At 49.5% G+C, this 25,473-nt stretch carries 16 protein-coding genes; 8 read left to right on the forward strand and 8 right to left on the reverse strand.

From position 1 onward, the window contains the following. Positions 1-425: 425 nt before the first annotated feature. From M0L20_RS26135 to M0L20_RS26155, 5 genes are all read left to right on the forward strand, one after another. Entirely contained in the window at positions 426-1,358 is a 933-nt protein-coding gene (locus tag M0L20_RS26135) for a replication initiation protein (protein ID WP_232563569.1), read from the forward strand. A 210-nt stretch (positions 1,359-1,568) separates the two neighbouring features. Continuing rightward, the gene (locus M0L20_RS26140) at positions 1,569-2,396 is read left to right on the forward strand and encodes an alpha/beta fold hydrolase (RefSeq protein WP_248480131.1); all 828 of its coding nucleotides are present in this window, start codon (positions 1,569-1,571) and stop codon (positions 2,394-2,396) included. 190 nt (positions 2,397-2,586) lie between these two features. Next, positions 2,587-3,528 carry a ring-cleaving dioxygenase gene (locus tag M0L20_RS26145; RefSeq protein WP_248480132.1) on the forward strand — a complete coding sequence of 314 codons (942 nt, stop codon included), beginning with the start codon at positions 2,587-2,589 and terminating at the stop codon, positions 3,526-3,528. A 179-nt stretch (positions 3,529-3,707) separates the two neighbouring features. Further along, positions 3,708-4,277 (forward strand): antibiotic biosynthesis monooxygenase, encoded by a 570-nt coding sequence (locus M0L20_RS26150; RefSeq protein ID WP_248480133.1) that lies wholly within the window; start codon positions 3,708-3,710, stop codon positions 4,275-4,277. 121 nt (positions 4,278-4,398) lie between these two features. Beyond that, positions 4,399-6,744, forward strand: a complete 2,346-nt coding sequence (locus M0L20_RS26155) for a histidine kinase dimerization/phosphoacceptor domain -containing protein (RefSeq protein ID WP_248480134.1) — start codon at positions 4,399-4,401, stop codon at positions 6,742-6,744. Positions 6,745-6,760: 16 nt separating this feature from the next. Here M0L20_RS26155 and M0L20_RS26160 read toward each other — a convergent pair whose 3' ends face one another. Both M0L20_RS26160 and M0L20_RS26165 read right to left on the reverse strand, forming a co-directional pair. Beyond that, the gene (locus M0L20_RS26160) at positions 6,761-8,341 is read right to left on the reverse strand and encodes a Na+/H+ antiporter (RefSeq protein WP_248480135.1); all 1,581 of its coding nucleotides are present in this window, start codon (positions 8,339-8,341) and stop codon (positions 6,761-6,763) included. Between the two features lie 345 nt (positions 8,342-8,686). Beyond that, positions 8,687-11,218 carry a sigma 54-interacting transcriptional regulator gene (locus tag M0L20_RS26165; RefSeq protein ID WP_248480136.1) on the reverse strand — a complete coding sequence of 844 codons (2,532 nt, stop codon included), beginning with the start codon at positions 11,216-11,218 and terminating at the stop codon, positions 8,687-8,689. A 231-nt stretch (positions 11,219-11,449) separates the two neighbouring features. On the opposite strand from M0L20_RS26165, the gene M0L20_RS26170 reads away from it, so the two are divergent. Beyond that, entirely contained in the window at positions 11,450-12,292 is an 843-nt protein-coding gene (locus M0L20_RS26170) for an AraC family transcriptional regulator (RefSeq protein ID WP_248480137.1), read from the forward strand. A 185-nt stretch (positions 12,293-12,477) separates the two neighbouring features. Here M0L20_RS26170 and M0L20_RS26175 read toward each other — a convergent pair whose 3' ends face one another. From M0L20_RS26175 to M0L20_RS26195, 5 genes are all read right to left on the reverse strand, one after another. Next, positions 12,478-12,699 carry a hypothetical protein gene (locus M0L20_RS26175; RefSeq protein WP_248480138.1) on the reverse strand — a complete coding sequence of 74 codons (222 nt, stop codon included), beginning with the start codon at positions 12,697-12,699 and terminating at the stop codon, positions 12,478-12,480. A gap of 8 nt (positions 12,700-12,707) precedes the next feature. Then, on the reverse strand, positions 12,708-14,267 hold the full coding sequence (locus M0L20_RS26180) for a capsule assembly Wzi family protein (protein ID WP_248480139.1): 1,560 nt from the start codon (positions 14,265-14,267) through the stop codon (positions 12,708-12,710). A gap of 326 nt (positions 14,268-14,593) precedes the next feature. After that, the gene (locus M0L20_RS26185) at positions 14,594-14,992 is read right to left on the reverse strand and encodes a hypothetical protein (protein ID WP_248480140.1); all 399 of its coding nucleotides are present in this window, start codon (positions 14,990-14,992) and stop codon (positions 14,594-14,596) included. Between the two features lie 39 nt (positions 14,993-15,031). Beyond that, on the reverse strand, positions 15,032-15,388 hold the full coding sequence (locus M0L20_RS26190) for a LytR/AlgR family response regulator transcription factor (RefSeq protein ID WP_248480142.1): 357 nt from the start codon (positions 15,386-15,388) through the stop codon (positions 15,032-15,034). A 781-nt stretch (positions 15,389-16,169) separates the two neighbouring features. Continuing rightward, the gene (locus tag M0L20_RS26195) at positions 16,170-18,749 is read right to left on the reverse strand and encodes a cellulose binding domain-containing protein (protein WP_248480144.1); all 2,580 of its coding nucleotides are present in this window, start codon (positions 18,747-18,749) and stop codon (positions 16,170-16,172) included. A gap of 217 nt (positions 18,750-18,966) precedes the next feature. Here M0L20_RS26195 and M0L20_RS26200 point away from each other — a divergent pair, with 217 nt between their 5' ends. Then, complete coding sequence (locus tag M0L20_RS26200) at positions 18,967-22,977, forward strand: hybrid sensor histidine kinase/response regulator transcription factor (protein WP_248480146.1); 4,011 nt, start codon at positions 18,967-18,969, stop codon at positions 22,975-22,977. A 200-nt stretch (positions 22,978-23,177) separates the two neighbouring features. After that, the gene (locus tag M0L20_RS26205) at positions 23,178-24,293 is read left to right on the forward strand and encodes a hypothetical protein (RefSeq protein ID WP_248480148.1); all 1,116 of its coding nucleotides are present in this window, start codon (positions 23,178-23,180) and stop codon (positions 24,291-24,293) included. Between the two features lie 147 nt (positions 24,294-24,440). Here the strand turns inward: M0L20_RS26205 and M0L20_RS26210 are convergent, their stop codons facing one another. Then, complete coding sequence (locus M0L20_RS26210; protein WP_248480150.1) at positions 24,441-25,439, reverse strand: hypothetical protein; 999 nt, start codon at positions 25,437-25,439, stop codon at positions 24,441-24,443. Positions 25,440-25,473: the final 34 nt, after the last annotated feature.

The following is a 25,473-nucleotide window of genomic DNA, read 5'->3' on the forward strand; positions in this document are numbered from 1 at the left end:
ACGAACTACATTCCAAATGTGGACAAAAAACTAGTCAACCCCTTAGATAAATCATAAGCTGAATGATTTTATATTCTTTCTTCGTTATCTTCAATTTAACGTATCTTTTTTACCTTTTTTCTTTAATTTCCGTTTCTTCAAATTACTTGTGAATCATTTATTACTTTACTACTTTGTTATTTTAAGAGCTTTGGTAAATAGCTGATAATTAGATACTTATAGACAAATTTCTACCGCTAATGTGGACAAAAAACTAGTCAATTGTGGACAAAAAACTAGTCAATTGTGGACAAAAGTTATCCACAATCGGCTCTAAACGTGGACAAAAAACTAGTGAGGCATTTTTAAACGTGGACAAAAAACTAGTGATTTGTGGACATGACCACATTTACTTACATTTGTGGATAACTAGCCTTCAACCCCGAATGAAACGAACGCCCAGTAATCAGCTGACTCTCCTAAAGCTGGATGCCAAGACGGAGACCTTGTTTCAGGCCAATGCGTTGACGAATGCCTACTACGACATGAGTGCACTTCAAAAGAATATACTTTATATGGTGCAGTCACAAATCAAGAAGGATGATCCAGATGATAAGCGTTACGTTGTTCGGGTTAAGGATATCATGGCTATTACGGACACAGCTAACCCTTACAAAAGTTTACAACTGGCAACGGAAGGAATGATGCAGAAGATCATGAATATTCCGGTGGGAGGGAAGTTGCTTCAGGTAGCTCCGTTCTCGTCGGTGTTGTATGATTACGGTAAAGGGACGATGACTTTCAAGATTGACTCCGATCTGCGCCCTTTCCTGTTCAACCTAGAGAATGGTCGGTTCACCACGTTTGGAAAAGAACCCGCAATGAATTTGCCGGGAAAGTATTCCAAGCGTATCTACGAAATGCTTTCGTCCTGGAAAAAAGCTGGCTTGATGAAAATTTCGATACTCGAGCTTAAAACCAGACTTCGACTTTACGATCCTGTTACGGAAATAGAACAGTACGAAGACTGGCGGGATTTTAACAAACGCGTGCTGATACCGGCGGTGAAAGAGATTAATCACGAATCCGACTTGCATGTTGAGTACTTTACCCAGCGTGTGGGCAAGCGGATTGCTCAATTGAAGTGGGTTATTAAAACAAAAACAACCGTAGCCCTTGAGGTGCCGCCCACCGTGTCCGAACTTCACGAAAGAATGATGACTCAGTTTAAGCTTCGTTCTGACCAGATCGAATTTATTTTAGCTCGTTTCGAACCTGCCGTCATCAACAAGAAACTATATGAAATTCAGCTTCAAAACGCAAGTAAGAAAATATCAAACATCGGCGGTTACACAGCGAAAGTATTTGGCGTGCTATGAATTGTAACTTATCTGATCGTCAAGAGTAGGTAATGTTTTGTTGTTAACACTGCTCACTCACGTAATCTTTTTATAAAGAACCGTTTAAAGTACCGTATAACCCCCGATTCGTACCGCTACCGGCAGACGACTTCGCGCCAACTTTGTCTTGTTAATTCGTAGCCGATGTACGTCACTACGAGCTTCTTTAACCAGCAAAACGCTACAAGTATGCCTACGCTAACGCTTAAAGATGGTACCAAGATCTATTACAAAGACTGGGGCACAGGACAGCCCGTTGTGTTTCATCATGGTTGGCCGTTATCCTGCGATGATTGGGACGCTCAGATGATGTTTTTCCTGAAGCAGGGGTACCGGGTCGTGGCGCACGATCGACGAGGCCACGGTCGCTCTACACAAACGACAGACGGTCATGATATAGACACATACGCTGCTGATGCTGCCGAACTGGTCGAATTTCTTGACCTGAAAGATGCCATTCACGTTGGCCATTCGACAGGAGGGGGCGAAGTAGCGCGCTACGTTGCCAAATACGGGCAGGGCCGGGTTGCCAAAGCGGTGTTGATCAGTGCCGTTACTCCCTTGATGGTGGCCCGTGACTCGAATCCCGACGGGGTGCCGATGTCTGTATTCGATGATATACGAGAAAATACGGCGACCCGGCGTCCGCAATACTTCTACGAATTTACGCTGCCCTTCTATGGCTATAATCGTCCCGGTGTAACTGCTCTACAAGGCGTACGGGATAACTGGTGGCGTCAGGGTATGATGGGTGGGATCAACGCGCATTACTACGGAATCAAAGCCTTTTCGGAAACCGACTTTACAGAAGATCTGAAAACTATTGATATTCCCGTATTAGTCCTGCACGGAGAAGATGATCAGATTGTACCCATTGATGTTGCAGCCCGCAAAGCCATCAAACTGCTCAAGAACGGGCGTCTGATTACGTATCCCGGCTTTCCGCACGGTATGCCTACCACAGAAGCGGCTACGATCAACGCTGATCTGCTGGCATTCATCAAATCAGACGCGTAGCAAAGGCTCTTGGCGTAACAAAGAAAACTTATAGGCTCTGTCACTGCTTTTTTGTTAAAGTGCCTTATAATGCAAGCTAAGACTAAACCTGACCAGCCATCGTCTAGATACGAGAGATGGCTGGTTTACTCACTAACCTGTACAAATAACCCTGACCGGGTTTACCTTTTCCCAACTTACTTTTCTCGTTATGAATCAGTCCATTTTGGGCCTACATCACATTACGGCAATTGCTAATAACGCCCAACGCAACTATGATTTTTATACCCACGTGCTGGGGCTCCGGATGGTCAAGAAGACGGTTAATTTCGATGACCCGACCACATACCATTTTTACTACGGCAACGAAGAAGGGACTCCTGGAACCATACTGACCTTTTTTCCCTGGGAAGGCATCGGCCCCGGACGTAACGGTACTGGCATGGCTACGGAAATCGGGTATTCGGTACCGGCAGACAGTCTGGAAAACTGGATCGGTCGGTTTCGCGAAGCGCGGGTGTCGATGGGTGAGCCGGGTGAACGGTTTGGAGAACAGTACCTGCCCTTTACGGACCCCGATGGACTAGCTTTGACGCTTGTTGTGCCAAAACAACCTGATACTCGCCCCGCCTGGGAAACAGAAACCATTAAGCAGGATACAGCCACCAGAGGTTTTCATAGCGTCACGCTGACGTTGCAAAATATTGACGCTACCGCCAAAGTCCTGACCGATATTTTTGGCTATCGATTACAATCGCAGGAAGGTAACCGATACCGCTTTCAAACCAATACCGTACCCGAAGCCGCCATTGTTGATCTGCTGGAAGAGCCGAAAGGAGAAAGGGGACGTAATGCCGCCGGGACCAATCACCATGTTGCCTTTCGAGTAGCCAATGATACGGTCCAGATGGAGTTTCGGGATAAGATTCTATCCAGCGGTTTACAGATTACACCCAAGATCGACCGCGACTACTTCTTTTCACTTTATTTCCGCGAACCAGGGGGCGTTTTGTTTGAAATTGCCACCGATAACCCAGGCTTTACGGTTGACGAGTCGCTTGCCGAACTGGGTAGCAACCTCAAACTTCCCAAACAGTACGAAGCCTCGCGAAGCCGAATCGAGAAAGCGCTGCCGGTTCTACAAACTATGTAACATACCTTATCGATCAATAGTGACCGTTAAAGTTAGATACAAAGCTGTTCGTTAGACAGCCTGCTCTGAGAGACGGTCGCGGGTGCTGCTATCGCTACTGCCGCAGTCGAGATTACCCATTGGAACTGGGCTGAACTCGACTGTGGTCTTATCTGCAACGAATACGGACAACGCATCAGATGGCTTCAAGTATTTCGATCAACACAAACAGTGCTGTGACAACCATTATTGTTCAGCGCCCTTATAAACGGCAGATTCAGGCCTATGAAAATTGGTTACGGGAAATTGTGCCGCAGGCTCAGGCGGCAACGGGCCACCGGGGTGTGAACGTGATTCGTCCGCACGGTCAGAGTGACGAATATACCATTGTGCTGCATTTTGATTCGGAAACTAACCTACGCGACTGGCTGGAATCCGACACGCGCAGACAACTGACGGACAAAGTACGCTCTTTACTGAATGAAGACGAGAAAATTGATATCAGAACAGGGCTTGAGTTTTGGTTTACCCCACCGCGCAACAGCCAGATTGCCCCGCCTTACAAGCAGTTTTTGATAACATTGTCGGCCATTTTTCCGCTATCGTTGCTAATTCCGCAGCTTCTTACCCCAATCACGATTACCGTTCCTTTTCTGACTATTCCGTTGATCCGAACGTTTCTTACCAGCCTGATCATTGTTGGGTTAATGACGTTTGTCATTATGCCCCGCTACGTCCGGTTTGTGGCTCGCTGGTTGTTTAAATCGTAGCGAACAAAAAAGTATCTGCTGACCTCCATTCGGCTTATATTTGTCTGATATGCCCTTCGATTAGCGGGTCTGCTAATCGCTCTTAGTTATCCGAATGGTTCGTTGTACGATAAAACAGGGTATGCATTCTGGCGTAGATAAGCTTATTGTCAAACGGTTTATTCCGCCGACTATATGTTCAGGCTACAAGCGAGCTTATATGCTGTTGGTACTGCTTCTGTGTGCGCTAGCGACTGTTGGACAAAACATCACCCGCCAGCAGGCAAACGGCTTACTAGCTGACCTGCAAAAGAACTACTCTGGTGAAAAACGAATTTCTATTTTACTGGAATTAAGCAAGTTTCATATTTACAAACCTGGTGAATCGCCGACGGATCTGGACAGTAGCCGGATGTACCTGCGACAAGCGCAAAAACTAAGCGACTCATTGCGGTTAGTAACCCGGCAACATGAAACAGAGAGCTTGTCTATTGTTGCGGATCTGGAAGGCGGCAAGACTGCTTCTGGCCGAGCGCGATTTTCAACATTAATCCGAAACTGTCAACGTTCGGGAGACAAGGAGGGTGAAGCGATTGCCCGCTATAGGTTCGCCACCTGGTTACGTAACTATGCACCCGACTCGACAATTGTACTGGCAAACTTTCGTCAGGTAGCCGCTATTTATCGGTCGTTGAACAAGCCAATAGACGAAATCAACGCCCTAAAGGAAATCGGGATTACTCATTTGTACGAAGGTAAGTTAGCGACCGCCGAGTCAGAGCTATTGGCCGTTCTGAGCCGCTACAAAGCGATTCACTACCGGAAACTTCACTACACGTACAATCTCTTGTCTACCATTGGCCGACTGAAAGGAAATCTGAATGAAGGGCTGATGTATGCGCTGTTGTGCGTGGAGACGATGAAACAAACCGCTGACACGGCCTCAGCAGCCGCTTTTTACGGCGATCTGGCACAGGTGTACGAAGTCGCTGGCAACCACCAGAAAAGCATTGACTGGTACAAAAAATCGCTTGTCGTCTGGCGCCGGGAAGGGTTGCCCAATTTTGCCTTGTTCAACGCAGCGGGTGTGATTGCCAAAGAACTGATTGCGCAACGACAGCCTCAGGAGGCCCTTCGTTTTCTAAAGAATCTGGTGGCAGCGATTCCGACGAATACACTTATTCAAAAAGCCTGCGTGGCCCAGAACTTTGCTTACTGTTACGATGCTTTGCAAAACTACGAGCTGGCCGAGCGCTATTACCGAGAAGCGCTGCTCCGGTACGAAAAAAATAATCTCGACTTCGAACAGTCACTACAAGTCCGGCAGGACATTGGCGCATTCTACATCAGGCGGCAGAAGTATCCGGAAGCGGGTTATTATTTGACGAAAGCCCTGACCATCTTACCCCAGAAAGAAGCCTTATCAACGTTGCGTGATATTCATTTCATGCTGTTTAAGGTAGACTCTGCACAAGGCAATTATCTGTTGGCGATTGACCACCTGCGCCAATACAAAACTTATAACGATTCGCTGTTTAACGAAGCCAAGAGCAAGCAGTTAGCGCAGTTGCAAATTCAGTACGATACCCGTGCGAAAGAACAGAATATTAGCCTGTTAACGAAACAGAGCGAGCTTCAGCAGTCGGCGCTGAAACGGGCAGAAACGACGCGTAATGCCATTCTGGGGGGCGTTATTCTGCTTGTTGGGCTATTGGGTGTCAGCTACAATCGGTACCGGCTCAAACAGCGTAGCAATCGGTTACTGGAAGCCAAACAACAGGAGATCGACCAGAAAAACCAATCCCTTGAACGCATGGTAGTCGAAAAAGAAGAGCTACTGGAAGAAAAGGAGTGGATGCTGAAAGAGATTCACCACCGGGTCAAAAATAACCTGCAAATAATTACCAGTTTACTGAACGCGCAGTCCGACTATCTCCACGATGCCACTGCATTGGCCGCTATCCGGGAGAGTCAGAACCGGGTGCAGGCTATGGCCTTAATCCACCAGCGGCTGTATCAGTCCGAACACCTGGCCAGAGTAGATATGGTCGAATACGTCAGTGAAGTCGTTGATTATCTATTGGAATCCTTCAACCATCACCTGCCTATTCAGACCGTACTGGATATTGCTCCTGTTCAATTAGACGTTACCCTGGCAACGCCTATTGGCCTGATTTTGAATGAGGCCATCACCAATTCACTTAAATACGCCTTTCCTGAATCCGACTATGGAGTCAACCAGCCCGGTATTATCTGGGTAAGTCTTCAGCCGTTGGACGAACAGACCTGTCGGCTTCTAATTGAGGATAACGGTATTGGCCTGCCAACGGCGTTTAACCCTACCCAAAGCTCTACCTTAGGACTAACCATGATCCAGGGCCTGAGCCGTCAGATTGGGGCTCAACTCCAGATTCTTGGTCGTCAGCAGTCGGGGGTACGGGTTCAACTGGATTTCAATCAACACAAAAAAACGGATCGAATGGCATAAAGAACTCCTGATTGCTTTATCCGCTTACAGGGTGCCATTGTATTTCTTGCCGGTCTAGTTCATTTTCCATTTCATGGAACAGTTCGATATCGATTTGCTGCCGGTCCCGCAGATTGATCAGTTCATCCCGCTGCGCCTGAATGCTCGTCAGCATCAACTTCTGGTTGAGTTGGTGCTGGTCCAGCAGTGGTGCCGTTTCAGCGTTTGCCAGTTCTCGTACCCGCATCTGGTGCTGAGCAATAACCGCCTGTACGGCAATCCCTGTCAGCTTATCTTGATCAATCAACCGCTGCACCTGCCTTAATGCTCGCTGGGAAAGCTGTTTTTGTACCTCATGTCGGGACAAATAATCAGTGGAAGGTTGCCCAAACGCCAGCGCTCGAATAACAAGCGGTAATAGTATTCCCTGTACGACCAGCGTAAACAGAATGACGCAGAAGGTAATAAACAAGATCAGGTTTCGTCCTGGAAACGGACTACCGTTTGGCAGTTTTTCGGGTATGGACAAAACAGCGGCTAGCGAAACAATGCCGCGCATACTGATGTATGCCAGCAATGTCGTATACCGGCGGGACGGAAAAATAGGTGCCCGGTGGATCAGGCTGCGGATCTGGTTTGAAACTGTGTCAGCCATGAAAATGTACACAAACCGAATGACGACAACTGCCAGGCTGATTCCAATGCCGTACACACAAAGGTAGTCTGCCGATTGCCCTCGGATGGCGTTCACTACGTGCGGTAGTTGAAGCCCAATAAGGATAAAAATCAGTCCGTTTAGCAATACGATAACAAAATCCCAGACGGCTACTGCCTGCATACGCACGATCGGACTATGCACCCGCGATTGCTTGTGACCAATGAACAAGCCTGCGGTTACGACACTTAACACACCGCTGAGGTGCAGGTGCTCCGCAACCAGATAAGCCAGATATGCCGTCACAAACGTCAGTACCGTTTCAAGAGCGGGTTCCAACTTGGCGTGTTTGTGGATACAAAACGAAATAAATCCGAGAGCCAGCCCTGTACCGATACCACCAACAGACAGTATTACAAATTCCAACAGAGCGTTCTCCAGGGAAAATGCTCCGGTAGTAACCGAAGTCAGGGCAAGTTGTAGCAGTACCAGCGCAGAGGCATCGTTGACCAGGCTTTCTCCTTCCAGAATCGTGACAATTTTACGGGGTACCGACTGCGTCTTCATTATCGTGGTTGCAGCAACGGCATCAGAGGGAGAAATAATAGCGCCTAGCAACAAACCCATCGATACCGTAAATCCCGGAATGATAGAATGGGCCAGCAATGCCACGCCCAAGCTGGTTACCAGTACCAGTCCTAGGGCCAGCACAATGACGGGTTCGACGTACTGTCGGAAATCGCTCCAATTGGTGTACCAGGCCGCGCTATATAGGATGGGGGGCAGAAATACCAGCAACACCACTGACGGATCGAGTACCACGCGGGGTAAACCCGGAATGAAGCCGATTACTAAGCCGCCCACCGTTAGCAGAATTGGAAAAACCAGATGAATACGTTGAGCCAGTAGGGCTAGCCCAAGAACGAATACGAGAAGCAGGATTACCGTTTCTAATGAATGCATCGCTACAAGGAAAACATCACTCAGCCGTTGATGGCACAAAGTGGGAGTGAGGTCAAAAGTAATGTGTAGTAGTGCTGGCTTACCGGTAAGAAATGATGATTATGTGGTATATTAAGCGGAGATTGCAAAATGCTCGTTGCCGGATACTAGCTAAAAAAACGCATGTCAAAGGGGCGTTGTAGGAGAACACGGATTGGGTAAAAACGCTAACCGGTGTGGACGCAGATCTAAAGAAATTAACTAGCAAGGAGCTGGTGTAAATCAATGACTCAAGAGTATGGAGTACGGTTTAGGCTGTACGGCACGCCCGGTAAGGTCAAAACGATGAATAGCGTCCATCAGCCGTTACCGCCTTAAGAGTATGCGGAGTTTTTTCATCCGGGCTTCGAGGGTCGTCGGTTTAAGGTTGAGCAGTTCAGCGGCTCCACCGCGTCCCCGAATACGGCCCCCCGCCTTTGTTAAAGCCGCCAGAATTGCCTCCCGCATGGTTTCGTCAATAGGCTGGACGTGCTCGACCCGTGGGCTCGTTCCCATCGACAAGTCAGTCTGGAGCGCTGACTGTAGCGGTTCGGCTAGTTCTAGTATGGCAGACCGTGCTAGGATAGCGGCTCGCTCCAATACGTGCTCCAACTCGCGAATATTTCCCGGCCAGGAGTAGGTAAGTAGCTGATGTAGCGTATCGTTGGCGATACCGGTCAATGGCTTACCCAGCTTTTTACTGATGCGTCGCAGGAAGTGCAGGGCCAGCGGTTGAATATCATCCGTACGGTTTCGCAAAGGCGGCACCACAATCGGAAACACGTTCAGCCGGTAATATAGATCCGAGCGAAACCGACCCTCAGCTACCTCTTGCTGGAGGTTCCGGTTTGTAGCCGCAATGATGCGCGCGTCGATCCGAATAGGACCTCTCCCGCCGATTCGTTCAATTTCCTTCTCCTGAATGGCCCGCAAAAGTTTCGCCTGTAATTCAAGGGGGAGTTCGCCAATTTCGTCCAGAAACAAGGTTCCTCCGCTGGCCAGTTCAAACTTTCCAATCCGTTTTTCGGTCGCCCCCGTAAAACTGCCTCGTTCGTGTCCGAAGAGTTCTGATTCGATTAGCTGCGCGGGCAAGGCGGCACAGTTGATCTTGATGATGTCCCGTTTCTTGCGCGATGATAGATTGTGCACAGCTCTGGCTACCAACTCCTTACCCGTACCTGTCTCGCCCAGAATCAGCACAGTAGCATCGGTTGGCGCCACCTGACTAATGTTGGTAAAGACTACCTGCATAGCAGGACTATGGCCAATAATTTCACCAAAGTTATGACTCGTTTTTATCTCCTCGACCAGATAAGTTTTCTCCTGTTCCAGCCGCTCGCTTAGCATTCTGATGCGCTCAAAAGCAAGCACGTTTTCCAGGGCCAGTGACATGTGCTGACTAATATCCTGCAATGTATAGAGGTCTTTGTAGGTAAAAGCATAAGGCGCTTTGCTAGCTAGAATCAGTGAAGCCACCGGTTGTTCACCATTGGAAATGGGCACGTACATGAACGATTGCAGACCCAGTTCTTTTCGGTATAGTTCACCGACCACATTGTCCGTTGCCTGCTGGGTAAATTGAAGGCCCACATGAAGTGTAGGCTTCATCAGACAGGCTTGCATTCCGACCAGAGCCGCTTCCCAACTGGAAGGGCTGATGGTTGAGTACAAAGGCAACGACTGAGAATCTAATGGTTCAAATTGTCCTTTGATTTTCTGTACCGTACTGAGTATATCGGCCCCCGAAGTTTGCAGGCCATTGATCCGGTAAAGAGCGAGTAGATCAACGGGCAGCAGTTCATTAATTGCTTGAGCGACTAGTACAAGGATAGCGCTCATGCTGGCTTCGCTCCGAAAGGCGTTGGCAACAGCTAGTTCAATTGCCTTAATCTGCCTGCGCGTATCGAGTTCCTGGTAAGCCAGCAAATTATCCAGCGTCAACGCAATTTGCGGGCAGATCAGATCAACTGTTTGGTAATCTTTGGCCGAAAAACCATCGGTCAGCGTACTGGACAACGTGATGGTTGTTACGGCATTGCGCTTCAGGGGAATTGGAAACAACGCCAAAGACCGAACGTTGAATTTATCCCGGCAGGCGCGCGCGGTTACGTACGATTGACAAAGTTGGTCAAACGTTTCTCCACTAAATACGCCGGTTTTTTCACTCAGCCGGTCCGGCGCTTCCTGATCGAGCTTTTTAAGAAACGACTCATCGGCTTCATCTTGAAGTAGGGTTATTAGGCTGATTTTACTGAACGTGTTATCAGCGGTTTTTTTCAGCATCAGCCAGTAAAACGACGATTCTTCGGGCAGGCCAATCTGTAGGGTGAAAAACGAAAAAGGAACAAAGCGGTTGATCTGGTCTGCGATAGCTAAGCAGAACTGCTCGCGATCCTGCATGTTGATGCTGGCGTTGTTGACAGCGATCTGAATACTCTGTTGTTGACGTAATTTGGATTCTTCGCTATGTGCGTAACGGTAGCGTGCTATTTCCAGCGTCGACAAGACGTCTTTCTCCCGAAACGGTTTTGTCAGAAAGCCGAACGGCTGTGTTACTTTGGCTTCCTCGAGCAAGCCATCCGTCAGATTAGCTGACAGAAAAACAAACGGAATAGCCTGCTTATTTAACCAATGGGCCAGGTCTATACCTGTTTCATGACCATCAAGAAAAATGTCCAGCAATACAATATCAGGACGTTTACCGGCAATCTGTCCTTTCGCTTCTTCTACAGATCCGGCAATTCCATCGATCTGGTAGCCACCTTTCGTTAGAATACGCCGTAAATCATTGGCGATCAAAAATTCATCCTCTACGATGAGCAGTGAGGGGAGTGGTGTACGTTCGTTGGCTGGCAGCATATCGACCCGGTGACGGTAGCAACACGCAAAGATAAGGCTCCAATGGCTCTCCAAGTATTACCTCCAATATAATGAAGTCTCCATTATATTGGAGGTAATACAGTTGTTCTTTTCTATTCTTAAATTATTAATAATCAGTGTATTGTTCGAGAACTGGCTTAGGTGAGTAGTTGTGGCACCATCTTAGCCTCGGAAGTTAATCAGTACCCCATCCTCTAAAACTTACTACTTGTGAAAGCCTTTATTCCGCAAAAGTATCTGTGTGTAGAACACCTCGACTTAGATCGATGGGTTACACTCAGTCGGCTCTTCGACTGTTATGAACTCATTCTGATTCGGTCAGGAAGAGGTCAGTATCTGATTAACGATGAGCAATTTTCTTATCGATCAGGCGATGTTTTCTTGTCGGGCGCGCAGGACCAATATAGCTTTCTGATAACACAGCAAACGAGTCTTTACAGATTGTGTTTCTCACCACTCTACATCGCTAGCTTATTAGCCATAAACGATCAACCATGGAATTATATAAGCAGTACTACTTTGCGGGGCCTGGGGTCAATTGCCAGCGAAGTCACTGATCAGGTCAATTTACGGGTGCTGGTTTCAATGATGCTATCGGAAGAACGCAGCCTTCGTCCCCTGATGGATAACCCTCTTGTTGAATCACTGATGAAGATTATTCTAAGTTTGGTCGACCGCTTACTTAGCGAACGAGGAGCCGTTGCTATGTCTCATAAAACCTTTTCATCGAACCTTAGCCGCCAGATCATCGCTTACATTAGTCAGCATATTGGAGAACCAGATCGGTTGCGCATGGATACGATTGCTGATGCCTTCAACTATTCACCGGGTCATCTAAGCGCTCTTTTCAAACAGCAGGTTGGGGACTCTATTCAGCAGTTTATTATCCGGCACAAACTAAAACTGGTCGCAACAAAATTGCGACAAACCCCGCTGACCATTTCTCAGATCGCTGACGAGTTCGGCTTTACCGACGTTTGCCATCTCAACAAGCTCTTTAAACGCTATTACAAACACACACCTACTACCTATCGCCAGATTCTATCGGCTTGAGCTGACTATAGGACTCACGCAACATATTGCACGATTTAAAATAATAAAATCAGGATAGCCAGCAGACGGGATCAAGGTAAACGATCCGTCTGCTGGCTATCCTGATTAATTTTTCTACGATCAAGCGCTCCTTTTCGAACGACATTCTCTCTCAACTCCTGAAAGAAAATTAGTTAGAAAAGAAGTCACCTGTTTCGGGTTAAATTGTTTCGATCCCGCATGAAGAAGATAGCGGTCATTAGCCAGCTAACCAGCGCCAGGGTCTTAATCCAGAAACCGTAATCCAGGTGGGCGGGGCTAGTAAACCGAGTCCATTCCTGAAAGTAGTTATTCACCAGACTGTAGCCTAGCCAGGTCGTCGCAACACTGCCTCCCACGAGGCTCAGCCAAAAAAATTTATAATGCATAAGGTGGCTTACGGTAGATGTCTCCAGTATTTGCGAAGACCCAAATATCCTCCAATCTGTTGCGGATTAGCCAACAATCGTCCCTGATCGTACCCTAACGAGACAAGTACTTGGGTTCCTTTTGTGCCGGAATGAACTAACGAACCCAGCGCCGACCACTGATCGGTGCCAGCAGGAAAAGGACTAGAGAATGTGCCATAGTTGCGGCTAAAAGAAACTTTTGATTCAATGGCCCAACGAGGGCTTAGCCGGCCTGACAAAGCGCCATACAAAGCCCACACCCGATTATTATTAGTGCCGTGCACGCCTTCAATAAGTTGATTGTCCGCTGTGTAGCCCGAAAACGGTATGCGGGGCAAATTGCTGGCAGCATCACTGCTCTGGGTTATAAAGGGTGTACCAATCGTGCGTCCCTGATATGACCAGCTGGCCGGATACTGGCCGTTCAAAAAATAGTTTTCTGCTTCTCCACCCAAGCTACGTCCAAACTGAAGTACGCCCTGGTTTCCTGAGTTAAACAACTCAAGAACTGCTTCCCGTAAAAAGCCCTTTGGTGTGTCTCGCACATACCGCAAACCGTATAGACCATCCTCGATATTACGGAAGTTGTAAAGCTTCCGACCCAGGTCATAAAAGTGTTGCTGGTAGGCGCGGAGGGTTCCTTGAGCCAGCTTGATGTCAACTGCTACCTCGGCTGTACCCCGGTGGTCACCTACCCGGTTTTGGTCAAACGTGGTAAACTTGGTACGGTCTTTCAGGGCGTCGGTTTTGAACGGCAAGACTACGTTGACAAACGCATCCCAACTCTGGGCTATCTGTCCGTTGAAAGAACTAGTGGGGTCCTGCTCAAGGAAAGGCGCATACCCGCCCCATTGGGCAAAATGAGTAAAAGCCCCGTAGAATTGAACCTTCGCCTGTGGTCGGCCCAGCCGAACAAAAATTGCTTTATGGTGGAGGTAAGAACCCCGCACATAGCCGTCGTCACCAAACCAGCCGTGACCAATAAAGCCTTTCAGCGCAACCCAACCTTTGGTGAAGCCAATTGGAACATACTCGGGAAATCCAATTTGCACCTGAGGGATGGGCAGTGTATTGCCCGACCAGATGTAGGAGCCCGACGAGAGCGCACTTTCGGCCAGACCTACCCGCTGCCGTCGCCGACCGGCGAATATCTCGGCGATACCCCACCTGGCTTTGACATAGGCTTCAACGACCAGCAACTGGTTTACCTGACCGACCTGCCCGGCCAGCTCAACACCGTAGCCTAGGTCGGTTTTTCGCCGATTAGTTAATGAATCCCTTCCGTATGAGCGGTTTACATTAAGGCGAATGAGCCCCGTTGGTGTGGCTTTCGGGACAACACCGTACTGATTCGTCTGCATCCAGAAGGGGGTTACCCCTGAAGAAGAGGCCAGACCGCCTGCTTCTACGAATCCTCCCCATCTTGACGGAATTGTGCGGGATTGGACAAGCGATGGGGTCGGGATGGTCCAGCGCAAATTGGATTTTGAAGGAAGACGGTTAGGTCCCTTTAGCGAGTCAGCCGGACTGGCAAGGAGTGGGATCATCGTCACCCCCAGGAGGAGAGCGGATAAACCGTATCGGCTATTCCTGAGTAAGCGATATTTATTTCGATTGAGCAACATAAAAAAAAGACAATGGATCAGTAGAGTGGGGGATCGGAAAGTAAGTAGCTCGGAATTGACCGTAATAGTACGGGCCAGCTCCAGGTAAGAAGCCTCGTTGCAGTAGCTTGAAAACAAGGATAACAATATGCACGCTAATGGCTGATGGGGTAAGCGTAATCGTGAATATCTAGCTCGTTTCGAACGAGTTAGTGTAAAAGTGGAATGAGCAGATCGTATTCAAACGATTACCAGATTAGCCGAGCCGATCAAATCTGCCAGACTGAACACAGTAAATGCCATCGTCGTCGCGTGAGTAGAGGAGAAACGGGAAGGATAGGTTTTTGAATCCAGACGTAAACAGTATTGGAGGAAATAGGGGTAAAAGAGCTGGTTTCGACTAATGCATCATTATTTGCTATCCGGATATGATCCGATGGTTTAGCCGATTGACTATGCAGGTAGGTATCGAATACGTCACCAAAGCTATCGCCAACGTCGCCCGGATCAACTTCCAGAGCGGCCATGCAGTAAAATAGTCCAACCAGTAGCAGCAGGATAAACCGGGTGTAAGACACTGATACGTTACCCAAAGCGGACTGATTCGCCGTGTGTTGGGGAATGGGAGTTGTCGCTAACGAACTCAGACAGGAAGGAGAAGCAGGCAAGTGAGAAGAATTGGAAAAGTCAGATACGTTGGGTTCCAGCTAATGCACACCTTGTACACTCAACTGAGTTCGTATTCCATCGATTCGTCGTCTTGATACAGGCACAAATACTTCGTTGCTGAGTGTTAGCTGATTGGAGCGGCCCTTTAGATTATCCAACGAAATAATGTGCTGTGGATTTACTAGGTGCGATTTGCTGACTCGCAGGAAGTTAGGAAGCTGCAACTCAAATAATTTGAGCGTCTGGCTTACGACAACGGGTGCAGATTTTCCTAAAAAAAACAGGCGTGAATAATTTCCGAAGCCTTCGAAATGGGAGATTGTCTCGCTTTGAACGGGGGAAGCTATTCCCGGAATCTTGATGAGTTTTGACAATGGAGGGAGAGGTGCATTCATAGAAACTCTGGTCAATAAAGTGGGTAATAAAAACAGTGGGGTGATCTTTTGACGATTATTTTTCAGCAGAGTAACAAGTCACTTACGCCGTTCTATACTTTTTGTCGCTGTTTTCTCCAATTGGTGAAGCCGTTATTAGGGATCGTCAAGCCCAAAAACGTATATGCTTCCACGTCGGCGCAATTCCGCTACCAAACCATAGCTAAAATCATTCTAAATTAGAGCGAAGGCTTTCCATGCTTAAACTCAAGGACGTTGTCTGCAAACCATAGTCGGATTGTATGTATTTCGACACCAAGTAATGCAAGTTTATTTTCCATAAGTGTAGAGAATATTCTACACTTATGGGTATATATATGTACATGTATTCCTTTTGTTAAGCTATTTATTTTACTCGCCTATTTTTTATTATATGGTAGTCCAATCCAATAGAAATATGTTGATCTACCTTCGAGTAGCCTGTAACTTTTACTAAAGTTGTTCTGCTTTTAACCAGGTGCGACTTGCTGACTTGTCTCAGATAGTTTAGGTGCAAGAGTTAATAAAATTTATAATAAAGCAGTTGTGCTTTTTCAGTATGTAACGTATTTAGTTTCTTACCCTTATTTAACAACATGTTTGAAAAGAATGATTGGTCGCCACCGTGCAGTTTATCATCGGGACATTGGCATACACAGCCTAAATTTCTGACCAGGCTACGATTAACGAAAGAATACGCTAATAAAAACGCCCTAATCAGTGACGATCCGGGCGCTGTTGGTTGAGGGTGTGTTTAGAAAAATTAGGGTCGTAAAAGTTTGATTTGTTGGCGGTGGGTAGCCGTACTTACTTTTAGTAGCAGCATCCCTTGCACGTTGCTCAACGGCAGGCTCACCCGTTCTACTAAACCAGCTTCCTTAATGGAATGACCGTTTATCAATTTCCCCTGTAAGTCAACCAGCTTCAGTTGCACCGTCTGACCACTAGCTCCGCTGATCTCTACCTCGGCCGACGAACCCACCACTGGGTTGCCCAGCACCTTCACCACTAGCAACGAGCCTGCTTCCGGCACTGCTTCACGGGCATTACCGCTACCCGTGGGTTCGGTGCCGTAGAAGATCACCCCGTTCTGATACGCCGTGATGCGGGCGTTAAGCGTGAAGCTGCTGTTGTTGATGTACGAATAATCGTCGCTCTGCACGAAACGGCTGTAGTCCTGCTTGGTAGCCTGCACCTCCAGCGGGCCTGAGTCACTGTTGGGAGCCAGACTGCTTGCTCCTCCGCTAAAGCTGTACTCGATGTAGCCCGTGGCCCCCTGACGAGGAGTTGCCAGCGGCACGTAGCGCAGATTCAGATTACCCTGACCGATAACTACGTAGTTTTTCTGGAACAGCAGCGGAATGTTGTTTTCGGTAGTCAGCCAGTAGCGCAACGTGATTGTGCTGTACGGGATCGGCGTGGTACCCGCGTTTTGCAGCAACAGGTAAGGCTTGATGGTGTTGTTACCTAGCTGTCCGTTGTCGGGATCACGTGAGAGTACTTTGAGCGTAGAAGCTACAACCGTCACTGTGGCCGTAGCCGTAGGGCTGGTGCAGCCGTTGCTGGTGCAGCTAGCCGTAAAGCTTTGCGTACCCAGATTAGTCGTTGAGACGGCCAGGGTGGTGCTGTTGCCCCCCTGCCAGCTGATGCTACCCACTTGACAACCCGAAACGGTCAGGATAACATTGCCCGTGTTCTGGGAGATGATCAGGCTACTCACCCCGGCAGGGTAGGCTCCACCTGACTGGGTCACCAGCGTGGGAGTGGTCGGCGTAGGCTTCACCGTGACGGTGAGTGCCGCCCGCTCGCTTTCGCACCCGCTATCATTGGCTTGGGTGACATAATAGGTGGTACTACCAACCTGATTGGTGGCAGGCCTTGGTGCTTCGGGCAGGGGATTGCCGCTGGCATCATACCAGCGAAGCCTTGAGCCGCTGGCCGTCAAGACCGAGGCTACCACGTTCTGACAGTAAGTGAGGTTACTGACTCCGGGGGCTGCTGGTCTGGCAATAACCGTCAGGGAGACGCTCGCCGTGGCGCTGTAGTTCATAAGCGTCGAGACCGTCAGCGTATACGACTGGGGATTTGACCCGGTGGCCGTCAGGCTCTGGCTAAAGCTGGTGCTGCTGGCGTTGCCCGTCAGTAGACTGCCTATACCATTGGTTATGGTGTAGCTGTAGGTACCCGTTGTTCTGCCTACTGTAGCGGTGAAGCTAACGGGCTGGCCGCTACAAACCGGGTTTGGCTGGGCCTGTAGACCGGTGAGGCTGGGTGCCAGGTTATCAAATCGTTGAACGCGATAATTAGTAAAACCATCGGAGACGTGAAGGTTGCCAGCGAGGTTTATCCAGATATCTAGTGGTCTACTCAGCTGATTTACTCCGTTACCAACTCCATTTCCCCCCGCTACCGTAATGCCTTGCGTAGCCCCCGGTTTCCAAAGTTGGACGCGGGCATTACCCGTATCAGCGATGTACAAATACCCCGCTGCGTCTACGTAAAAACCTTCGGGATAAGTTAGCTGATCTGCCCCGTCGCCCCCTCCATTACCGCCCGCTACCGTAATGCCCTGCGTCGAGCCTGGTGCCCAGCGGGTTACACGATTGTTGCCATTCTCTAAAACAAAAAGATTACCCGCAGCATCCATGCCTACGTCTGTTGGCCCATCTAGCTGCTCAGGACCGATGCCAGAACTACCATCGCCCGCCACCGTAACGCCCTGCGTAGCGCCCGGTGCCCAGCGGGTCACGCGATTGTTGTAATATTCCGCAACATAAAGATTACCCGCTTTGTCCACGTAAACACCTTGTGGCCCTAGTAGCTGATTTGCCCCATTGCCACCTCCGTTACCGCCCGCTACCGTAACGCCCTGGCTAGCCCCCGGTTTCCAGCGGCTCACGCGACTATTATTATCTTCAGACACGTAGATATTTCCATCTGTATCGACGTATACGCCTTCGGGCGCGTCTATCTGGTTTGCCCCACTGCCTTTTCCATTGCCGCCCGCTACCGTAACGCCTTGCGTGGCGCCCGGAGCCCAGCGCTGGATGCGGTCGCTACTTTTATCGGCTATGTAGACATTACCCAGTGCGTCCACATAAATGCTTTGCGGGTTATCTAACTGACCCATACCCGTACCACCTCCATTGCCCCCGGCAACCGTGATGCCATTGGGATTGAAAGGCTGGGCCCGGCTTGCCGGGGCTCCGCTTAGCAGCAGACACCAAAGTAAAGCAAACGATCCCACATGAGCCCATTGGGGGGCGCACCGTTGCTTCGAGCGAAGCCGACGCGGGGTATCAGTCAAGATTGACTTAAACGAAACGGGTAGAAAAGAAAACATAGACGTTACTTGGATTAGTGACGGGCAAAGGTTCTCAAAAGCCTACTAGGCGACTGTCGTAAATCGCCCAAAGACTATCCAGATTGTAAAAGCCAGGGTTGCGTACGGCGTTTTTAGGCTAAAAACTAGTCTGTTGGTGAAGTTGTCCCCTCCCCTGTTTTCATGTTGATAGGATCATGAAAAATTTTTACTTTTCGTGATCCTATCCAGCTAGTCGATGAGCCTACTTTGTTTTGTCACTTCTTTTAGACTATCTAAACAAACGGGCCTACTATGCTGGCTGATTGGTCTATTCGGGTTATCGTTTTCCCACGCCCAGAAACTCCCGCAACCCGAACTGATCACCGATCGGCAGGGGTTACCCCAATCGTTTGTTCCTTCCGTTGTGCAGGATCAGACGGGGTTTATTTGGGTCGCTACCCGAGACGGCCTTTGTCGCTACGATGGACAACATTTCCGGGTGTTTCAGCCTGATCCCGACGGACATCCGTCGATCTCCTTTACGGGCCTGGAAGATTTGTTTCTGGATTATCGGGGGCGTCTATGGATCACATCCGAGCGAGGAGATATCGACATTTTTGACCCAAAACGGGAAACGTTTACGAATTTTTCCAGAAGTGCCTTCTATCGAAAAGCGATCGGTTCTCGATGGCTTTATCGCTTTTATGTTGATCGTCGGGAGCGGCTTTGGGTTGGGTTTCAGGCTGAAGGCATCGTATGCTTTGATTTGCGTTCAAAACGAACGCGCTTTTTTAAACACCAGCCAGACCAGCCACGGTCTCTGCGGAGTGACAGCATCATGCAGATTGGCGAAGCGGCTAATGGTACGATCTGGGTGGCCACGCGGGGCGGTTTGGAGCGATTCGACGAAAAAACCGAATCGTTTACCCATTATGTCCACCAGGTAAACCAGCCCAACTCGCTACCGGATAATCAGCTGTGTGGCTTTCAACTGCGTCCCAACGGAGAGATTCTGACCGTATCGCAACGGTTTGTGGGACGGCTTAATCCAACCACCGGTCAGGTCAAGGCTTATCCTTTGCCTATTTACAACCCCGAGTGGTGGGACTGCCTGACGACGATGGATGCCCACGGAACGATGTACTTCAATCAGAACAACGTTCTGTACCGCTTTACGGATCAGCAAGGCCCGGTGATAGTCGATCAGCGGAACCATATTACTGACCAGTGCGCCAGTTTGTTTGTCGACCGCTCGCAGGTGTTGTGGGTCGGTACCAACGGGGCCGGTATTCGTAAATATGATCTGCGAGCGGCTGCTTTTCGGGCGGAGCCTTATGCTGTCAACTTTTACAACGATGTGCTAAGTACGCATTGGCTCGACGTACCCGCCGATCAACTACCCACACCCGCGGATTTACGGGGCTTGAACAGCTACAACTTTCGCTACACGATCGCTCAAAACCGCTATCTATGGTGTAACATAGCTAGTTCTGATGTATACCGGATTGATTTACGGGCTAAGCAAAGCCGAAAATTTCCGCTTCCCGTTTCGTTCTACGAGGGCGATAATATCGATGCTATTCCGTGTCCGCTGGCTACCGATCCGACCAATCAGGTCTGGGCTACATACCGACATTTCGTTTGGACGTTTGATGAGGAACAGCAAAAATGGGTAACCCAGCCCTACCGGATTCCCGTCAAACCGACTTTCCATGTCCTGTCGTTTGTAGTCGACGAGCAGGCGCTGTGGCTGGCGACGAAAGAGGCTGGCTTGTGGCGGCTCGACCGCAAAACCGGAAAAATGACCCAATATGCCAACCAACCCCGCAATGCGCGCTCGCTGAGCAGCAATGCGCTGTTTTGCCTGAGCGAAGATCCGCAAGACCCTAGCCGACTCTGGATCGGCACGTTCGGCAGTGGTCTGTGTTTGTTCGATAAACGGTCGGGTACCTGCCAACGGATCGGTCAGCAGGATGGCCTGCCCAACAATGTCATTTACTCGGCGATTCCCGACCATCGGGGGTATCTGTGGATGGGCACCAACAAAGGAATCTGCCGACTCGACCGCCGGACGTTAGCTACCAAAACCTTTACCCGCGCCGATGGCTTGCTGGCCGATGAGTTCAACCGCTTCCACTGGCTGCACCTGCCCAACGACCGGATTATCATGGGTGGCCTGGAAGGTATCACCGCCTTTTATCCCCATCAGGTAAGCAACGATACGTTTAAGCCGTCGGTTGAACTCACCAGCTTATACATCAATAATCAGCCGCTGTCCGGCAACCGGCTGTATTCCTTACCCATTCAGACCCTCAGCCGACTGACGTTGCCGTACGATCAGAACTTTATCACCGCTGAATTTGCCGCGCTGCAATACAATCGACTCGGCAAAAATCGGTATCGCTACCGGCTGGAAGGGTTGGAAACAAGCTGGAAAGAAACGGATCGTCCGGTAGCGACTTACACCAACTTACCCCCCGACGACTATGTGCTCGTCCTGACTGCAACCAATACGTCTGGTCAATGGAGCCCGCAGGAGCGACGACTAGCTATTCGAATTCAACCTCCCCTCTGGCAAACTTGGTGGGCTTATCTACTCTACGGACTGACAGCGCTAGGGCTAGGCATTGCGAGTATACGTGTGTACGGAAATCGGCTCCGCTTGCAGCAGTCACTAGCCTTGCAACGGCGCGAGATAGCGCTCAAACAGCAGGAGGCCGAACAACTAAAGGCTGTCAACGAGCTTAAATCCAATTTTTTCGCTAACATAACGCATGAGTTTCGCACCCCGTTGACGTTGATTCTGGGGCCTGCCGAACGGCTATCTCAACGGTGGCACGGCCCGGACGATCAGGCTCAACTGGCGACCATTGATCGGAATGCCAACCAGTTATTGGGTCTCGTCAACCAGTTGCTTGATTTGTCAAAGCTGGAAGCCGGTGCCTTACCGGTAGTAGCGGTTCGCAGTGATTTAGGTCCCTTCGTAGAGCAGATTGCCCAACAGTTCAAGGCGCTGGCCGACGAGAAAGCGATTAGGCTAACGGTGCAGATGACTGGACTGGCAACGACTTACTGGTTCGACGCTGATAAGCTGGAGCGGATCCTGTACAATTTGCTCGGTAACGCGATTAAATTTACGGATAGGGGAGAGGTTACGGTCCAGCTAAAAGGCGCTGAACAGGGTATTGAACTGACCGTTTTCGATACGGGATCGGGTATTCCTGCGCATAAGCTTCCGCATATATTTGACCGATTTTATCAGGCAGACCAGACCTCCACCCGTTCGCATTCCGGAACGGGTATTGGGTTAGCGTTGGTCAGTGAGCTGGTCAGTTTACAGAACGGTTCTATCCAGGTCGATAGCGAGGTTGGGCAAGGAACTTCCTTTACGATTCGGTTGCCTTACCGTTCCGCCGACCGGCCAGACGAGACGATGCCGAAGTCGCCAACAATTGGCGAATATACAGATGTAGAACCACCAACCTCCGCCAACCAACCACTCCTGCTGCTGGTCGAAGACAATGCCGATCTGACTCAATTTATCCGCCAAAGTTTGTCCAGTGATTACCGAATTTTTCATTGCGCGAACGGACAGGCGGGGCTTGAACTGGCCCTTACCGAGCAGCCGGATCTGGTCTTGTCTGATGTATTGATGCCGATCATGGATGGCTACGCACTGTGCCGGGCGTTGAAAACGAACGTACAGACGAGTCACATACCCGTTATTCTGCTCACAGCCAAATCAACACGGGAAGACCGATTGGAGGGGCTAACGCTGGGCGCTGACGACTACCTCACGAAACCGTTCCACGTGGCCGAATTGCAGCTCCGGGTTCGCAACCAGCTCGACACCCAGCGTCGACTTCGTGTTCGGGTACAGACAGAGTTAAGCCAGCCCACTACTGGACCTATATCTGACCAGCCAGCCATCGAGATTGACCCATTCTTAACGCGGTTGTATAAAATACTTGACACGCATTTAGAGGATTCGGCTTTTAGTATCGAGCAACTGTCCGTGCAGGTTGGCATGAGTCGGATGAGTCTGTACCGAAAGATTAAGGCGTTGACCGGTCTGTCCCCCGCCGACGTCATTCGGCTCTACCGGCTGAAACGTGCCACAGAGTTATTGCAACAAGGGCTTGGTGTCGCAGAAACCGCCTGGCGGGTGGGCTTTGAAACGGCCTCGCATTTTGGCAAAGTTTTTCGTGAACAGTATCAAATGACACCCCGGCAGTTTGCCCAACAAGCCAGCCCCATCAAACCCTAGTCCGTCCTTTCAAAACCTCCGGGATGATGACCTGCTTCGATTTAGAGCGTAAACACCTGCGCTGATACAGGGAGAATATAAATTGGGCGATTTACGATAGTCCGACAAGGGGCTATTCGTCAACTTTGCCTTCGCCCTAGAATCGTTTGCCGATTACCGATATGTAAACGATTTTTTCTATCAGTTTAACCCTAGCTCGTATGTCATCGACAGCCTCCTCTCAATTGGAATATTCCCCGGTTACTTCATCAGCGAAGCGCGCTGCCCTGCTCATTGGAAGCCTGCCCTTTGCTAGTGACGAAGAATGCATGAAACGGGCCTTCGACCTACTAGGTCTTGTACTATTTTGCCTGCCAGACGGCGAGGTTGGCGAGAAAACACCCGAATTTCCCAAAGGAAACCGCATCGCCTGGGTCGTATACGCCCTTGAGAAACTGACGCAGGATAAAAGCAGCTGGCGACTGACAAAAGAACCCATTCGGGGAACGGACGGTATGGCTGTCGATTACAATAGCTTTCAAAAGCTTAAGCCCTTGCACTCGCCTGCTCAAATGCCCCAGCACGTTCGACTGGGTTACGACGACTTTTTTCGGCTCAATTACCCGATTTTTAGCCAGCTAAGAAAACAGCATAATCTGCCCCATCTGAAATTTCAGGTAGGTGTACCAACCGGTTTTGCGATGGGATTTGTATTTGCCAGTCCCATTACCTGGTTACGCTATACCTATGCATTCAACACCGTCATTGCACGGGAAATCAACGCGATATTGCTCGAAGCGGGCCACGACGTTGTCATTCAAATGGAAGTTCCCCCCGAGTTATACGCTGCTTATAAACTGCCCACACCGCTGATGAGCCTGGCGCTGTTGCCGATCCAGGATTTGTTGAAAAAGATTAATCCAGGTGCTCAGATTGGCATTCACCTGTGCCTGGGCGATTTTCACAATGAAGCGCTGGTACACCCCAAGACGCTACATAAAATGGTTGCCTTCTCGAATCAGCTCGTCCAGAAATGGCCTACCCAGCATACACTTACTTATGTTCATTACCCATTTGCCGAAGGACAAATTCCTCCCTCGGTTGATGCGAACTATTATGCTCCGCTAAAAGACATTACCTTGCCACAGGGCACTCGTTTTGTAGCCGGATTCGTTCATGAAAAGCGTACACTGGCTGAAAACAGGCAAATACTCAGCGCTGTCGAAGCAGCCTACGGACAAACGGTTGACGTAGCCTGTTCGTGTGGTTTAGGTCGGCGGACACCGGGTATAGCAATTCAGCTTATGACGCTACTGGCACAGTTAACTCAAGACTAAAAAAGTAGTGCTTTTGCCTAACGTTTCATTCGACCAGCACACCATAAGCCAGCACCCGGCGGTGAACAAGTTGGCTTCTGATGTGCTGGTACAGGATATTGCTTCCGTTAACGTCGATTCAACAGTGAAGCGAATCCGGCAGATAGACTACCGTTTTTTGGGCGTACGAACGATCTCGTTCAGTAGAATAGTCAGGTCATTATTCATCAACTGAAGTTCAGTAGCCAATTGCCCCAGCATTGTCGAGCGAATAGTCAGGTCGTGGGCCGTATAAAAATCACCCTCGCCAAAATAATCAACTTCTTGACGATGGCGCTTCTGCGTTCGCTTTGCATCCACATCAAGGGAAACCAGAATGTCCCAGCGGCTTCGCAGTCCGTCCATAGGCGAGGGGTTACCAGCTGATTTAGGCTTGTTCAGATAATACCAGATCAGGGGCGGATAAACGGTCGATTTTACCGGATGAGTCCATATATCACGTAGCGGATTATTCAAGTGACGGTAGTCGGCTTTAAGCGGTTTTTGCAGCAAAGACGTAATGCCCAAGCTCGCTTCCGCCAACCCCCCACCAATACCAGCCCACTCACCGGCATCATCTTTATCCCTTAATTTGAGCAAACCAACTGTCAACGCCGTTAGGGCACCGGTCGTAATGGCACTAATGGTCATCCGTTTTTCCCGGCTACTTTCCTGCCGGGTTAGTAAGGTGGCCGTCAGCGTAGCCCGTTTACTATCGCAGTCGACCAAAGCAACCGCCGTGGCAATGTCGAAGCTAGCGAGTTGAAGCTGATCGGTTAGTTTTTGCCGTAGCGCCAAATACTCGTTCGACGCTGACTGATCCGAGTTCTGTTGTTCTAAAATCGTTGTGCGTACCAGCAGCGGGGTGAGTCCAACCGCCTGCGCCATCCGGAGCCCTCGTTCGCCGTAGCGATGCCGCAGCAGGGAGTCCTCCGCTGAGTTAGGCTGTAAGTCAACGGGGTGAAACACGTAGCCCGACGTACCGCTTGAATCAATCGCGCAATTGTCGCTAGCTACTTTGGTTAAGGTGGATGCGGTCTGCCGGGAAGTCAGACAGCTAGTAAGTGTTGTGGCAAAAAACAAACCTGTCAGGCAACAGGCACTGTGGTAAAATTTACGGTTGATCATCGAATCAATTCAGTTGTTGAAAAAGAAATGCTTG

This window comes from Spirosoma liriopis (assembly GCF_023196085.1).
Classification (GTDB): Bacteria; Bacteroidota; Bacteroidia; order Cytophagales; family Spirosomataceae; genus Spirosoma; species Spirosoma oryzicola.

Excerpts from the sequence above, each read along its gene's own strand:
- M0L20_RS26135 (WP_232563569.1), top strand. The coding sequence starts at position 426 with ATGAAACGAACGCCCAGTAATCAGCTGACTCTCCTAAAGCTGGATGCC.
- M0L20_RS26140 (WP_248480131.1), top strand. The coding sequence starts at position 1,569 with ATGCCTACGCTAACGCTTAAAGATGGTACCAAGATCTATTACAAAGAC.
- M0L20_RS26145 (WP_248480132.1), top strand. The coding sequence starts at position 2,587 with ATGAATCAGTCCATTTTGGGCCTACATCACATTACGGCAATTGCTAAT.
- M0L20_RS26150 (WP_248480133.1), top strand. The coding sequence starts at position 3,708 with ATGGCTTCAAGTATTTCGATCAACACAAACAGTGCTGTGACAACCATT.
- M0L20_RS26155 (WP_248480134.1), top strand. The coding sequence starts at position 4,399 with ATGCATTCTGGCGTAGATAAGCTTATTGTCAAACGGTTTATTCCGCCG.
- M0L20_RS26160 (WP_248480135.1), bottom strand. The coding sequence starts at position 8,341 with ATGCATTCATTAGAAACGGTAATCCTGCTTCTCGTATTCGTTCTTGGG.
- M0L20_RS26165 (WP_248480136.1), bottom strand. The coding sequence starts at position 11,218 with ATGCTGCCAGCCAACGAACGTACACCACTCCCCTCACTGCTCATCGTA.
- M0L20_RS26175 (WP_248480138.1), bottom strand. The coding sequence starts at position 12,699 with ATGCATTATAAATTTTTTTGGCTGAGCCTCGTGGGAGGCAGTGTTGCG.
- M0L20_RS26180 (WP_248480139.1), bottom strand. The coding sequence starts at position 14,267 with ATGATCCCACTCCTTGCCAGTCCGGCTGACTCGCTAAAGGGACCTAAC.
- M0L20_RS26190 (WP_248480142.1), bottom strand. The coding sequence starts at position 15,388 with ATGAATGCACCTCTCCCTCCATTGTCAAAACTCATCAAGATTCCGGGA.
- M0L20_RS26195 (WP_248480144.1), bottom strand. The coding sequence starts at position 18,749 with ATGTTTTCTTTTCTACCCGTTTCGTTTAAGTCAATCTTGACTGATACC.
- M0L20_RS26200 (WP_248480146.1), top strand. The coding sequence starts at position 18,967 with ATGAGCCTACTTTGTTTTGTCACTTCTTTTAGACTATCTAAACAAACG.
- M0L20_RS26205 (WP_248480148.1), top strand. The coding sequence starts at position 23,178 with ATGTCATCGACAGCCTCCTCTCAATTGGAATATTCCCCGGTTACTTCA.
- M0L20_RS26210 (WP_248480150.1), bottom strand. The coding sequence starts at position 25,439 with ATGATCAACCGTAAATTTTACCACAGTGCCTGTTGCCTGACAGGTTTG.